This window comes from Rheinheimera tangshanensis (assembly GCF_014645135.1).
GTDB classification, from domain to species: Bacteria; Pseudomonadota; Gammaproteobacteria; order Enterobacterales; family Alteromonadaceae; genus Pararheinheimera; species Pararheinheimera tangshanensis.
Genome location: NZ_BMLH01000011.1, coordinates 33,241 through 47,824, shown reverse-complemented (window position 1 = coordinate 47,824; position 14,584 = coordinate 33,241). Strand labels below are relative to the sequence as shown.

General features: G+C 47.6%; 14 protein-coding genes. All 14 read left to right on the top strand.

Annotated features, from left to right (window positions below; translation table 11 throughout):
• Positions 1-61 precede the first annotated feature (61 nt).
• The 14 genes from IEW88_RS16635 to lipA all read left to right on the top strand — a co-directional run bounded on the left by IEW88_RS16635 (position 62) and on the right by lipA (position 14,502).
• The gene (locus tag IEW88_RS16635; protein ID WP_147905168.1) at positions 62-1,234 is read left to right on the top strand and encodes a serine hydrolase domain-containing protein; all 1,173 of its coding nucleotides are present in this window, start codon (positions 62-64) and stop codon (positions 1,232-1,234) included.
• A gap of 177 nt (positions 1,235-1,411) precedes the next feature.
• Positions 1,412-4,000 (top strand): leucine--tRNA ligase, encoded by a 2,589-nt coding sequence (gene leuS, locus IEW88_RS16630; RefSeq protein ID WP_147905169.1) that lies wholly within the window; start codon positions 1,412-1,414, stop codon positions 3,998-4,000.
• A gap of 1 nt (position 4,001) precedes the next feature.
• Positions 4,002-4,487 carry an LPS-assembly lipoprotein LptE gene (locus IEW88_RS16625; protein ID WP_147905170.1) on the top strand — a complete coding sequence of 162 codons (486 nt, stop codon included), beginning with the start codon at positions 4,002-4,004 and terminating at the stop codon, positions 4,485-4,487.
• Positions 4,487-5,539: a DNA polymerase III subunit delta gene (holA, locus tag IEW88_RS16620; protein ID WP_147905171.1), complete on the top strand. Its 1,053-nt coding sequence runs from the start codon at positions 4,487-4,489 to the stop codon at positions 5,537-5,539. The genes IEW88_RS16625 and holA overlap by 1 nt, the downstream gene beginning before the upstream one ends.
• Positions 5,520-6,182 carry a nicotinate-nucleotide adenylyltransferase gene (gene nadD / locus IEW88_RS16615; protein ID WP_147905172.1) on the top strand — a complete coding sequence of 221 codons (663 nt, stop codon included), beginning with the start codon at positions 5,520-5,522 and terminating at the stop codon, positions 6,180-6,182. Before holA ends, nadD begins: the two co-directional genes overlap by 20 nt.
• 52 nt (positions 6,183-6,234) lie before the next feature.
• Complete coding sequence (gene rsfS / locus IEW88_RS16610; protein ID WP_147905173.1) at positions 6,235-6,555, top strand: ribosome silencing factor; 321 nt, start codon at positions 6,235-6,237, stop codon at positions 6,553-6,555.
• 4 nt (positions 6,556-6,559) lie between these two features.
• Positions 6,560-7,030 (top strand): 23S rRNA (pseudouridine(1915)-N(3))-methyltransferase RlmH, encoded by a 471-nt coding sequence (gene rlmH, locus IEW88_RS16605; protein WP_053422720.1) that lies wholly within the window; start codon positions 6,560-6,562, stop codon positions 7,028-7,030.
• 142 nt (positions 7,031-7,172) lie between these two features.
• Complete coding sequence (gene mrdA / locus IEW88_RS16600; protein WP_053422721.1) at positions 7,173-9,047, top strand: penicillin-binding protein 2; 1,875 nt, start codon at positions 7,173-7,175, stop codon at positions 9,045-9,047.
• A complete protein-coding gene (rodA, locus tag IEW88_RS16595; protein ID WP_147905174.1) occupies positions 9,044-10,159 on the top strand; it encodes a rod shape-determining protein RodA in 1,116 nt (371 codons plus the stop codon). The genes mrdA and rodA overlap by 4 nt, the downstream gene beginning before the upstream one ends.
• Before the next feature lie 9 nt (positions 10,160-10,168).
• Positions 10,169-11,149: a septal ring lytic transglycosylase RlpA family protein gene (locus tag IEW88_RS18820; RefSeq protein ID WP_147905175.1), complete on the top strand. Its 981-nt coding sequence runs from the start codon at positions 10,169-10,171 to the stop codon at positions 11,147-11,149.
• Between the two features lie 57 nt (positions 11,150-11,206).
• Positions 11,207-12,379: a D-alanyl-D-alanine carboxypeptidase family protein gene (locus IEW88_RS16585; protein WP_053422752.1), complete on the top strand. Its 1,173-nt coding sequence runs from the start codon at positions 11,207-11,209 to the stop codon at positions 12,377-12,379.
• 146 nt (positions 12,380-12,525) lie between these two features.
• On the top strand, positions 12,526-12,807 hold the full coding sequence (ybeD, locus tag IEW88_RS16580; RefSeq protein WP_053422724.1) for a DUF493 family protein YbeD: 282 nt from the start codon (positions 12,526-12,528) through the stop codon (positions 12,805-12,807).
• 71 nt (positions 12,808-12,878) lie between these two features.
• On the top strand, positions 12,879-13,532 hold the full coding sequence (gene lipB, locus IEW88_RS16575) for a lipoyl(octanoyl) transferase LipB (protein WP_147905176.1): 654 nt from the start codon (positions 12,879-12,881) through the stop codon (positions 13,530-13,532).
• Between the two features lies 1 nt (position 13,533).
• Positions 13,534-14,502 carry a lipoyl synthase gene (gene lipA, locus IEW88_RS16570; RefSeq protein ID WP_147905177.1) on the top strand — a complete coding sequence of 323 codons (969 nt, stop codon included), beginning with the start codon at positions 13,534-13,536 and terminating at the stop codon, positions 14,500-14,502.
• Positions 14,503-14,584 lie beyond the last annotated feature (82 nt).

Sequence of the window (14,584 nt, the reverse complement as noted above, 5' to 3'; positions counted from 1 at the left end):
ACTATTGCGGCTTTTAACGCTGAAGCTCAGGCTGCAGACAGAATTATAAAAGGGGTTGTTAATGAAACTTTATTTTGCTTTTACCACCGTGGCTTTACTCTTTAGCTCTGCCAGCAACAGCGCTGAGTACTTTCCTCCGGCCGGGCAATGGCAACAAAAACCAGCCGCCGAATTAAAGGTAAATACCGTTCTACTGCAACAAGCGGTGGATTACGCCATCAAAGCCGAAAACAACGCAGACCCGGATCAGGCCATAGTTCAGGCCACCACTTTTGGCGCTAAAGAGCCCTACGATCAAATTATCGGCCCGATGAAAACCCGGGCTCCGGCCAACGGCATCATTATTTACAAAGGCGCCGTGATAGCTCAGTGGGGCGATACAGAGGCTGTGGATATGACCCACAGCATCACCAAAACTTTTCTAACTACGGTAACAGGCCTGGCCTGGCAACAAGGCTTAATTCATAACCTGCAGGACAAAGTAAGCAGCTACATGCCTCATGGCGTTGATTTATATCAAGGCGCACACAACAGCAAAATTCGCTGGGATCATCTGCTGCGTCAAACCAGCGACTGGCAAGGTACCTTGTGGGGCAAACCCGACTGGGCTGACCGACCTGAAGGCAAAACACCGGCTGACTGGCCACATCGGCCGTTACGTACGCCGGGCAGTTATTACAAATACAACGATGTACGGGTCAACCTGCTGGCATTATCGACCTTGTATGTCTGGCGTAAACCTCTGCCGCAAGTATTGAACGAACACATCATGACGCCTATAGGCGCTTCATCGACCTGGCGCTGGTATGGCTATGACAACAGCTGGATTGAGCTGGATGGTCAGAAGATGCAATCGGTATCCGGTGGCGGCCATTGGGGTGGCGGTATGTTTATTAATGCCTGGGATTTAGCCCGTTTTGGTTATCTGTTTTTACGGGATGGTAAGTGGCAGGACAAGCAACTGATCAGCAAAGAATGGATCCGCCTTGCCAGCACAGGTGGCTCAGCGAACCCTGAATATGGTTTTGCCAACTGGTTCTTAAATCCGGGCCGGAAGGCTTTACCAAGTGCTCCCGAAACCGCAGTGACTTTTCAGGGCGCTGGCCGAAATATTATTTACATCGACAAAGAAAACGATCTGCTGATGATCGCACGCTGGATAGGCAATGGCGATGAGCTCAATCAACTGGTAGGTAAAGTGCTGAACGCTTTGCCCTCTTCCACAACAGACTAAGCGCAACAGGGCCTGTCTGCTGTGGGGCTTTTTGTGCTGCGCGATATTTTATGCTGCACAATAGTGATATTCCTCAGAGTGCCTGTTGTTGCGCCCCCCCCGCTTGCGGTATGCTAGCGGCAATTTTTCCCGCCGGTTTCATCGGTCTGGTTTTGACTTCACGTTGGAAGGTTTTTAATGCACGAACAATATAATCCGCAGTTGATTGAACAGCAGCTGCAACAGGAATGGGAACAAACAAAGGCCTTTAAAGTAGTAGAAGATGCTTCAAAAGAAAAATACTACTGCCTCTCCATGTTCCCGTACCCAAGTGGTCGTTTACATATGGGCCACGTGCGTAACTACACCATAGGTGATGTGATCAGCCGTTTCCAGCGTATGCAAGGCAAAAACGTGATGCAACCTATGGGTTGGGATGCCTTTGGTTTACCGGCTGAAAACGCTGCTATTGCCAATAAAACAGCACCAGCCAAATGGACCTACGCCAATATCGACTATATGAAAGGCCAGTTGAAGCGCTTAGGTTTTGGTTACGACTGGGATCGCGAAGTGGCGACCTGTAAACCGGACTATTACAAGTGGGAACAGTGGTTTTTCACTAAGCTGTTTGAAAAAGGTCTGGTCTACAAAAAAATGGCCACGGTGAACTGGGACCCTGTCGATCAGTGTGTTCTGGCGAATGAGCAAGTGATTGACGGCCGCGGCTGGCGCTCTGGTGCATTAGTAGAACAGCGCGAACTGGCGCAGTGGTTTATTAAAATCACTGATTACGCTGAAGAATTACTACAAGACTTAGACCAGTTAGACGATTGGCCTGAGCAAGTTAAAACCATGCAGAAAAACTGGATCGGCCGCTCTGAAGGCGTAGAGATCGAGTTTAAAGTCGCAGGTTCAGATCAGACCATGACGGTTTACACCACCCGCCCTGATACTTTATACGGTGTTACTTATGTAGCAGTGGCGGCTCAGCATCCATTAGCCCAACAAGCTGCGGTCAATAACCCTGAGTTACAGGCTTTTATTGACGACTGCAAGGGCGGAAAAATGGCTGAAGCCGATATGGCGACTATGGAGAAAAAAGGCGCACCTACCGGTTTATTCGCTATTCACCCTTTAACAGGCGAACAGGTCCCGGTTTGGGTGGCTAACTTTGTGTTGATGCATTACGGCTCAGGTGCAGTGATGGCGGTGCCGGGTCATGACCAGCGCGACTTTGAATTTGCCACTAAGTACGGTCTGGCGATTAAACAAGTGGTTCAGCCCGAAGCTGGCAGTACTGCTGTCTGTGATTTAACCACTGCTGCCTTTACTGAAAAAGGTGTGCTGGTGAATTCTGCCGAATTTAACGGTTTAGATTTTACCACTGCTTTTAATGCCATAGCCGACAAGTTAACTGCTATGGGTATTGGTCAGGTCAAAGTGAATTACCGCCTACGTGACTGGGGGGTGTCCCGTCAACGTTACTGGGGTTCACCTATTCCTATGCTGACACTGGAAGATGGCACTCAAGTGCCTGTACCAGAGGATATGCTGCCGGTACGTTTACCTGAAGATGTAGTCATGAACGGTGTCACCTCACCGATCAAAGCCGACCCGGAGTGGGCAAAAACGACCTATCAAGGTCAGGCTGCGTTGCATGAAACAGACACCTTCGACACCTTTATGGAATCGAGCTGGTACTATGCCCGTTACTGCAGCCCGGATCATGACAAAGCCATGCTGGACCCGGCTAAAGCCAACTACTGGCTGCCGGTTGATCAATATATTGGTGGTATCGAACACGCGATTTTACATTTATTGTATTCACGCTTTTTCCATAAACTGTTGCGCGACGTAGGTTTAGTCCAATGTGATGAGCCCTTCAAACGTTTATTGTGTCAGGGCATGGTATTGGCTGAAACCTTCTACCGTGAAACTGAAAACGGCGGTAAAGAGTGGTTCTCGCCTGCCGATGTAGCAACGGAGCGTGACGAAAAAGGCCGTATTACAGCATCTGTTTTAAAAGCAGATGGCAAGCCGGTATTGTCCGCTGGCATGAGCAAAATGTCCAAGTCGAAAAACAATGGTATTGACCCGCAGTTGGTGATTGACCAATACGGTGCCGATACTGTGCGCTTGTTTATGATGTTTACTGCACCACCAGAACAAACCCTGGAATGGCAGGATTCAGCAGTAGAAGGTGCAAACCGTTTCTTACGCCGGATCTGGACTTTAGCGGCTGAACACAAAGAGCTGTTCAGCACAGCAGTGACATCGCTGGAATTAAACTCCGACCAAAAAGCCTTGCGCCGTGATATTCATAAAACTATCGCTAAAGTGTCTGACGATATCGGCCGTCGTAATGTATTTAATACCGCTGTCGCAGCCATTATGGAACTGGCAAATAAAGTACAAAAAGCGCCGGTTGAGACGGACGCCGATAAACAAGTGAAACGTGAAGGCATTCAGACCTTAATTCAGTTGCTAAACCCTATCACGCCTCACTTGTCGCAGTACCTGTGGAAAGAGTTAGGTTTTGCAACAGCACTAGAGCAAAGCCCATGGCCAGTGGCTGATGCAGCTGCTATGGTGGAAGATGAAAAACTGGTGGTGGTGCAAATAAACGGTAAAGTCCGCGCTAAAGTGACTGTCTCCGCTGATGCGACAGAAGCACAAGTACTGGAACTTGCTCATGCTGAAGAAAATGTTCAGCGTTTCCTGGAAGGCGTCACTATTCGTAAAGTGATTTATGTGCCGGGTAAACTGCTGAGTCTGGCCGTAGGATAAAATGAAAAAAAACCTGATGTGGACAGGGCTGCTGCTTGCTGGCAGCCTGCTTCTGACCAGCTGTGGCTTCCACTTACGTGGTAGCCTGCCGCTTGAGCGTTATCCAGCTATTTTCGTGGACGCGAAAAAACATTCGGAACTGGCCAGTCTGTTGTCTGAACAGCTGGAAAGTAATGCTGTGAAATTGCTGACAAAACTCGACCCTAAAGCACCAGCCCTGATGCTACAGCAGGATAGTCTGGAGCGTCGCACCTTATCGTTATTTCCTAATGGTCAGGTCGCAGAATACGAACTGATTTATCGGGTGAAATATCAAGTGCTATTACCAGGACAGGATATTCAGGAGTTTCAGTTTGAACTGACGCGTGACTATCAGGACGACCCAAACCTGGCGCTTGCCAAAGCCAAAGAGCTGGATTTGTTGCTGCAAGAACTGAGAAGTCAGGCAGCCAGCCGCATCATCCGTCAGTTAAACAGGATTAACTAATGCTGAAACTGTATAGCAATCAGCTTGCTGCACAGTTACAAAAAAGCCTGACATCTGTTTACCTGGTGTTTGGTGAAGAGCCATTGCAAAAGCAGGAAAGCATAGATTTAATCCGTGCTGCAGCGAAAAAACACGGCTTTGAAGAACGGCAAAGTTACAGCTGGGACACTAGTTTCAGCTGGAACGACTTTCTGATGGAACTGAATAACTTATCGTTATTTTCACCCCGTCGTGTCTTTGAGCTGGAACTGCCGGCCAAGTTACCGACAGGTGCCAGTGACCTATTAAAACAGTTGCCTTCGTTATTACACCCGGATTTAATTCTGGTGTTACACGCCGCTAAAAACGCCAATGATTACGCGAAATCCGCCTGGTTTAAAACCTTAGCGGAACAAGCCGTTCAGGTGCAGTTTTATCCGCTGGATGATCAACAGTTTCAGCGCTGGTTACAACAACGCGCCTCTGCATTAAAACTACACTTAACCCCAGATGCAATTACCCTAATGCAGCATCATTGTGCCGGTAATTTATTAGCAGCGGCACAGGAGCTGGAGAAACTGGGGTTAAGTCTGGTCAGCGGCACTATAGATGCAGAACTATTGGAACAACATTTAGCGGATCAGTCGCATTTTTCGGTGTTTCAGTTAGTCGATGCTTTACTCGCAGGTCAGGGAAATGAAGCTTTGCACCGTCTTGACCGTCTGCTACAGCAGGACACTGAGCCTGTCATTATTGCCTGGCAATTGCAAAAAGAAGTCACAACCTTGATGCAAATGCATCTGGCCCAGCAGCAAGGCAAACCGCTGGCGGACTTTTTCAAAAAAAATGCAATTTGGCCTAAACGCCAACCTATGTACCAAACAGCAGTATCACGTTTACCCGCTAAATGGTTGGGGTACGTGCAACAGGAACTAGCCGCCTTTGACCGGGCTTTTAAATCCGGCGCGCTACATAACCCTGAACTGGCTTTGGCACATTTGACCAGTTTATTGGTCAGCCCTGTCTCCAAAGTATTTTCATTGCAGCAGCGTTATGCCGACTTCACGCCCTGATCGCGCTTTTGCCGTTTTTGGCGGCACTTTTGATCCCATACATATGGCGCATTTAGCCTGCGCACAGTACGTGTTAAAACACTGTGCAGTGCGGGAAGTGCAACTGATGCCCTGTCATCTGCCAGCGCATCGAGCCAGCCCAGGTGTGAGCGCAGAACACAGAGCGGCCATGGTACAAATCGCCATTGAGCATATTCCGGGAGTGCATCTTCAATCACTCGAGTTGAATAAACATAGCCCTTCGTACACTGTCGATAGTTTGCGTTTATTACGTGAACAGTATCCGCGAGGTGGCTTATTATTTGTGATGGGCATGGACTCATTGGCGTACTTTAAACAGTGGCATCAGTGGCAAAATATTTTGCAGTTAGCACATCTGGTGGTCTGCCAAAGACCAGGCAGTTCAGCCGAAGATGGTGATTGCCCGTCGCTGCTGCAGCACTACGGCACAAACTCTCTGCAAGACCTGCATTTGTTGGACGCAGGCAAAATTATGCTGTTGGATAATCCTCCACAGGATCTGAGCGCAACCCGTATCAGAGCATTGCTGGAAAAAAACCAGCAAAGCGACGAACTTACTCCGTTAATACCAGCCGAAGTGCTGCAATATATAAAAACAGAAAGGCTGTACAGCGGCATATAAGATCACAACAAAAAGTGTTAACATGTCGCGTTTTTAGACCCCGGAGTTAAAAGTGCAAGCACAAGATTTATTAGCCTTCGTCCTCGACAAGCTGGACGACATGAAAGCCAAGGATATCGTCAGCCTGGATGTCAGAGAAAAATCCAATGTGACGGATTCTATGGTGATCTGTTCAGGCACCTCAAACCGTCATACCCGTTCTATCGCCGATCATCTGGTCAAAGAAGCGAAAAAAGCCGGAGTCAGTGTGTTAGGCATTGAAGGTGAAGGTTCAGGGGAATGGGTACTGATTGATTTGGGTGAAGTGATTGCCCATGTGATGCAGGAAGAAAGCCGCAGTTTTTACCAGTTAGAGAAACTCTGGAGCGTTTAACAGCATGAAGTTAATGCTGATTGCAGTCGGCACCAAAATGCCCGATTGGGTCTCTACGGCTTATCAGGAATATGCCCGTCGTTTTCCGCGCGATTTACCACTGGAGCTCATTGAAATTCCGGCTGGTAAACGCGGAAAAAATGCGGATATTAAACGTATTCTTGAAACCGAAGGCGAAAAAATGCTGGCAGCGATTCCCAAAGGTGCCCGCATTATCACGCTGGAGGTGGAAGGTGCCAACTGGAGTAGTCCACAACTGGCACAAAAACTGACGCAATGGCAAATGGACGGCCGTGATGTGTGTTTATTGGTGGGCGGCCCTGAAGGCTTAGCACCTGAGTGTATCGCAGCCAGTGAAGGTAAATGGTCTTTGTCTGCGCTGACGATGCCCCATCCCATGGTTCGGGTTGTCCTGGCAGAAAGCTTGTACCGGGCCTGGAGTATCAGTACTAATCACCCTTACCATCGCGAATAATTATTATGAATCATCTCCCGCCTACACAGGTTCTGGCATCACAAAATCAGCTATTTAGTCAAAAGGCTTTGTTTGATTTTGTTGTAACCCTGATTTGTGGGAGTATCAGCCATCCTCTTTTTGTCTATCACCGCGACTAACCATGATTAAAAAACGCCCGTCAATTCAGGATCCAGCAGCCGAAAGCCAGATGTTTAATCAAAGGGCGTTGTTTGGCTTTGCTGTAGTACTGATTTGTTTTTGTGTGGTGATTTTTAATCAATACAAATTACAAGTGGTGATGCACGAACACTATATGACCCGTGCCGATGGTAACCGTATTAAGCTTATTCCTCAGCCGCCGAACCGGGGCCTGATCTACGATCGTAACGGTATTTTGTTAGCGGAAAACCGTCCTATCCACTCGGTGGAACTCGTTCCGGAGCAAGTGAAAAATATTCCTGAAACTTTGGCTGAAATTGCCCGCCTGATTGAAATTACGCCAGAGCGCCAGCAAGAGTTTTTAAAAGAAGTAAAGTACCACAGACGTTTTGTCAGTATCGCAATCAAAGAGCATCTGACAGAGCAGGAAGTCGCCATTATTGCGGTCAACCAACATAGACTGCCGGGTGTGACTTTAGAAGCTCGCTTAACCCGACATTATCCTTTTGGTGAACTCTTTACCCATGCCTTAGGTTACATCGGCAAAATTAATGCTAAAGAGCTGGCGAAGCTCGAGGAAGAAGGCGTTAGTGCTAACTATGCGGCCAGTCGTGACATCGGCAAAATAGGGCTGGAGCGTTTTTACGAAAGCCAGCTGCATGGTCAGGTCGGTTTTGAGCAAGTGGAGGTAAATAACAGAGGCCGGGTGATTCGTATTCTGGACTCTAAACCAGCCACCTCTGGTGATGATTTAATTTTATCCATCGACATGAGCCTGCAGCTAAAAGCCCAGGAACTGATTGGCGACAACCGCGGAGCTATCGTAGCTATGGACCCACGGGATGGTGCTGTTTTAGCCTTTTACAGTAACCCAAGTTATGACCCGAACTTATTTGTACATGGTATTAGCGGTAAAAATTACCGTGAGCTGCTGAATTCCCCCAACCGTCCACTGGTCAATAGAGTGACTCAGGGTGTATATCCACCGGCTTCGACTATTAAGCCGCATATGGCGGTTTTGGGATTAGAAAATGGCACAGTGACAGAACAAACCCGCATTCCCGACCCTGGTTTTTATAAACTACCAAATTACAGCCGTCCTTACCGTGACCATGTCAAATGGGGACACGGCTGGGTTGATGTCTACACCGCTATTACCAAAAGCTGTGACACTTATTTTTATGATTTGGCCGTGAAGCTTGGTATAGACAAAATTTCTGATTACATGAAAAAGTTTGGCTTTGGTTCCCGCACCGGCATCGATGTAATGGAAGAAAGCGCAGGTCTGATGCCCTCTAAAGAGTGGAAAAGAGCCAGACACAAACAAAGCTGGTACCCAGGTGATACGGTGTCTTTGGGTATAGGCCAAAGTTACTGGAGCGTAACTCCTATGCAATTGGCGTTATCCACCGCTATTCTGGTCAATGATGGCCAAAGACCCACTCCTCATATGGGACGCTACTTCCGCAGCCAGGGAAAGGACACCAGTCTGATTGCACCGTTACAAACTGCGATGGAAGTTAAAGATCACAATAACTGGCGTATTGCCAAAGAGGCTATGCGTCAGACAGTGATGGTACAAGGAGGCACAGGGTTTAATGCCTTTAAAGGCATCAGCTACAGCGCGGCTGGTAAATCAGGTACAGCTCAGGTTATTAATATGGCGGTAAATCAGAAGTACGATGCCAATGCAATTAAGGAAATCCACCGGGATAATGCGATGTTTATAGCGTACGCTCCGGCTGAAAATCCAAGCATTCTGGTCACTGTCGCCTTAGAAAACGCCGGTGGTGGTGGTGCCAACGCAGGTCCTATAGCCCGTAAAATGATGGATCATTACTTTACCCGTCAAAGCGCAGCCGGAGCTCAACCATGACCCTGTTAAAAGATCCGACCCACAAAGGAATTCTGGCGAAATTGCATCTGGACGGCCCTTTATTTGCCGGACTCTTGGTGTTGTGCTGCACCGGTTTGTTTGTCCTATACAGCGCCAGCGGTCAGCACTGGGATATGATGGCCGCGCACAGTACACGACTTCTGATTGCCTTTGGCGCTATGTTATTGCTGGCGCAGGTGAAACCTCAGACCTTTAGTTTTTGGGCCGTTCCGCTGTTTTTAGCTGGTACAGCTATGCTGGTGATGGTGCTGGCCTTTGGTCACATAGGCAAAGGCGCGCAGCGTTGGCTGGATTTAGGTTTTATGAAGTTTCAGCCCTCCGAAGTAATGAAACTGGCCGTACCTATGGCTGTTGCCTGGTATGTATCTTCTCATCCATTGCCGCTGAAATTTAAACACCTGATTATTGGTTTTGTCATGTGTGCTATTCCGACAGTATTGATCCAGCAACAACCGGACTTAGGCACCTCTATTCTTATTTTTGTCGCTGGTGTTTTTGTGCTGTTTTTAGGCGGCATGAGTTGGCGCATTATTACCGCCATCGCCATGATCATCCCGGTTGCGTCTTACACTATGTGGTTATTTTTTATGCACGACTATCAAAAACGCCGGGTCCTGACCTTTTTAAATCCAGAGAGTGATCCGCTAGGTTCTGGTTATCACATTATTCAGTCGAAAATTGCGATAGGTTCGGGTGGTTTTGAAGGTAAAGGCTGGATGCATGGTACTCAATCGCAGCTGGAGTTTTTACCAGAACGTCATACTGACTTTATTTTTGCGGTATTCAGCGAGGAGCTGGGCATGATAGGTGTACTATTTCTGCTCACCCTGTATGCCTTTATCATTGCCCGTGGCTTAATCATTTCGAGCCGCGCTCAGGACAATTTCAGTAAGCTACTGGCCGGCAGCATCACTTTGACCTTCTTTGTTTACGTGTTTGTTAACATTGGCATGGTATCAGGCTTGTTACCCGTAGTAGGTGTGCCTCTGCCCTTGATTAGCTACGGCGGGACTTCCATGGTTACACTAATGGCTGGTTTTGGTATTCTAATGTCAATCAGCACCCATAAACGACTTTTAGCTCAGCAGTAGAACAAACCTATGATAAAAAAAATAAGCGCTTTATGCTGTACCCTGATGCTGGCTTCCTGTTCACAAACACCAGAATCAAGCTCAGGTTCTACACAAACCAATCAAGGTTGGGAAGAACCAAACAAAGGCCGCTATTCTCAAGCCACTGACAGTCATCCGGATCGGCTTCCCACCTTATTAGAAATGACTGACCCGGAACCCCGTGCAGAAGCCTTAAGTCGCGGTGGCAATAAACCTTATAATATTTATGGCGTGGATTATTCACCTCGAACTGACTTGATGGAATATAAAGAAACAGGTATTGCCTCCTGGTATGGCCATAAGTTTCATGGCCATCTGACCTCCAATGGCGAAACTTACAATGTCTTTGCCATGTCTGCTGCGCATAAAACTTTACCTTTACCCTCTTACGTCAGAGTGACCAATCTGGATAACGGGAAATCAGCCATAGTGCGGGTCAATGACCGCGGTCCTTTCCATCAGGACAGAGTGATCGACTTATCCTATTCTGCTGCTTATAAAATTGGCATGATGGGCAAAGGTACAGCCCGTGTTCAGGTGGAGCTGTTAGCCTCACCTGCCATGACCAGTCAGGAAAGTTATGCCATGGGCCTTGGCAGCAGAAGCAATCAGTTTGAAGAAACCACTATAGCCTCTAATCCAGCAAGCCCAAGACCTGGCAGTGTTGCAGCTCCTGCCGCTATGCCAGCTGTTGTCGCTCCAACCTCTGTAGCAGCATCAGCAGGGCCTAAAGTGTCCGGTTGTTTTATTCAGCTGGTTGCCAGTGGTAACAGAGAAAAACTACAGCAATTAGGGGCTGATCTGCAGCAACAATGGTCGGTTTCGACACAAATTAACGATGGCAATGGAATTTTCCGGTTACTCGCGGGTCCAATGCCATCAGCGGCCGAAGCGAACAGCTGGCTGGAACGTTTTAGAAGTGCCGAGTATCCGTCGGCTTACATCACAGATAAAAAAAGCTGTGGCTAACACCACGGCTAATTTCGTTTAAGAATGAACACAGCTCAACAACATAAGAAAGGTCTCATGAATACGTACTCCAGAATTTTTATTGCTTGCTCCTTTGGTGTTGCCAGTTTTTTAGCAGCCGGACAAACAGCCCCTCTGACCGCAGCGCAAATGACGCCGCAACCTCCTGAAGTGAACGCCAAAGGTTACATCCTGATTGATTATCATACGGGAGCTGTGTTGGCCGAGGGTAATGCGGATGGCTTACTAGCGCCTGCCAGCCTGACGAAAATGATGACCAGCTACATCATCGGTACAGAAATCAAAAACGGCACTATAAAACCATCGGATCCAGTTACTATCACTGAAAACGCCTGGGCTAAGCAGTATTCAGACTCATCAAAAATGTTTATCGAAGTGGGTGAAACCATCAGCGTTGAAGAGTTAAACCGCGGCATTATTATTCAGTCAGGTAACGACGCTTGTGTGGCTATGGCTGAACATATAGCCGGCACTGAAGGGGCTTTCGTGGAACTGATGAACGCACATGCTACACGTTTGGGTATGGATAATACTAATTTCGCCAACAGCCATGGTTTACCAGATGAGACTCAACGTACCACAGCCCGTGATATGGCAAAGCTGTCAGTTGCCCTCATTCGTGACACACCGGAAGAATACAAAATTTACTCAGAAAAAGAATATGTATTTAACGGCATCAAACAATACAACCGTAACGGCTTGTTGTGGGACAAAAGCCTGAATGTGGACGGTATCAAAACGGGTCATACCTCAGAGGCGGGCTACAGCCTGATCACTTCAGCCACCAAAGACGATATGCGTTTAATTTCAGTGGTGATGGGGACTGAAAGCGCCAAAATCCGTGAGGCCGAAAACAAAAAGTTACTGACCTATGGCTTCCGCTTCTTTGAAACTTTCTCCCCTTACAAAGCAGGTGAAAAGTTTGCTGAACAGCGTGTATGGCAAGGCACAAAAGAAATCATTACTTTAGGTGTACTGGCAGAAACGCCTATCACTTTACAACGTAACCAGCGTAAAGATTTAAAAGCTGACTTTAAATTGAATCAGGAACTGATTGCCCCCATATCTAAGGGGCAGGTATTAGGCACTGTGTATCTGAAATTAGGTGACAAAGATATCGCCGAATTCCCGCTGGTGGCGCTGGAAGATATTGAACAAGCAGGCATCATCAGTCGTTTAGTCGATATGGTGAAAATGCGTTTTCAGTAATACCTTTCGTACTTGAAGCTGCAGCTGCGTTGACTGCAACTCCAATTACTGCGGATATGGAAACACAGTCCATCTCCAAATTAGTCCCGGCAAGTCCGGGACTTTTTGTTAGAATAGACAAAGATTATTTTTGTGAGCAGAACATCATGACAATTGAAGTAAAAGACACCCGCTTTGATGAATTTTTAGAGTTTCCATGCTCTGTAAACTTTAAAGTGCTGGGCGTCGCTGTACCAGAACTGGTAGATCATATCGTAATTGTGCTGCAAGAACATGCCAAAGCCGACGACTACAATCCACAGGTCCGCCCAAGCAGTAAAGGCAATTATCACTCTGTCAGTGTCGCAGTCACAGTCACCAGTAAAGAACATATGGAACTGCTGTACACTGAACTTGGCCGTTTAGAACTGGTTCGTTATGTGATCTGACGAGTGGCACTGCCCTTTTTGCTGGCAGAGCAGGTATAATACCGGCACTTTCAACTGAACCGGAGTTCGTTGTGGTTGACTCTCAAGGCTTAGTGATACGGGATTTAGGGCGCCAGCCTTATGTTCAGGTATGGCAAGCCATGCAAAAATATACAGATGAGCGGACCGAGCAAAGTCCGGACCAGCTGTGGTTTGTTGAACATGACCCGGTCTTTACTCAGGGTCAGGCTGGTAAAGCAGAACATCTGCTGATGCCGGGTGATATCCCCGTAGTGCAAGTCGACAGAGGCGGCCAGGTGACGTATCACGGTCCTGGCCAGTTGGTCGCTTATGTGTTGCTCGATATCAAAAGGCGTAAGTTGGGTGTGCGTGAATTGGTGACTTTGATTGAACAAGTCATCATCAAAGCTTTGGCTTCTTATGGTATTTCAGCCTATGCCAAAGCTGACGCTCCCGGTGTTTATGTGCAGGAACAAAAAGTCGCTTCGCTTGGATTGCGGGTGCGAAAAGGCTGTACCTTTCATGGTCTGGCTTTAAATGTGAATATGGATTTGTCACCTTTTTCCAGGATCAATCCATGTGGTTATGCCGGCATGCAGATGATCCAAACCAAAGATATTGCAGGTCCACAAAGCGTGGACGAAGCAAAACAAGCTTTGCAGTCACAATTTGTGGCTCAACTGGCGGTGAGCCAGATTGAGCACAAAACAGGGTTAAGTGAGTAATATGACCATCAAAACAGCTCGTATGGAACCAGGCGTTAAGTTACGTGATGCCGACAAAATGGCCCTGATCCCAGTCAAAGTATTACCAACTGAACGTGACGAAATGTTACGTAAGCCAGACTGGTTAAAAATCAAATTACCACGCAGCACAGACCGTATTGAACAAATCAAAGGCGCTATGCGCAAACATGGTTTGCATTCGGTCTGTGAAGAAGCGTCCTGTCCTAACCTGTCCGAGTGTTTTAACCACGGTACAGCCACTTTTATGATTTTAGGTGCCATCTGCACCAGACGTTGTCCGTTTTGCGATGTCGCTCATGGTCGTCCTCTGCCACCAAGCGCAGAAGAGCCGGAAAAACTGGCACTGACCATCAAAGATATGGCGCTGAAATATGTGGTGATCACTTCGGTAGACCGTGATGACTTACGTGATGGTGGTGCACAGCATTTTGCCGACTGCATCAGCTCAATCCGTCGCGAAAGTCCGGCTATTAAAATTGAAGTGCTGGTGCCGGACTTCCGTGGCCGTATGGATGCAGCTTTGGATATTCTGACGCAAACCCCACCAGACGTGTTTAACCACAACCTGGAAACTGCGCCACGTCTCTACAAACTGGCTCGCCCTGGTGCTGACTACAAATGGTCACTGGAATTACTGCGTCGCTACAAAGAAGCTCATCCTGAAGTATCAACCAAATCAGGCCTGATGGTCGGTTTAGGTGAAACCACAGAAGAGATCATCGAAGTGATGCGCGATTTACGTGCTCATCACGTTGATATGCTGACCGTAGGCCAGTACCTGCAGCCAAGCAAGCATCATTTACCGGTAAAACGGTACGTTTCTCCGGATGAATTTGACGAAATTAAACGTATTGGTTACGAGTTAGGCTTTAAACACGTTGCCTCAGGCCCATTCGTGCGATCGAGTTATCATGCAGATCGCCAGGCAGCTGGTGAAGAAGTCAGTTAAGATAACTCATTGTACGGGCAGTTAAATTTAACTGCCCGTTCTGTCTTTTCATTCCGAAAACAACTATGCTCAAAGCAACGAA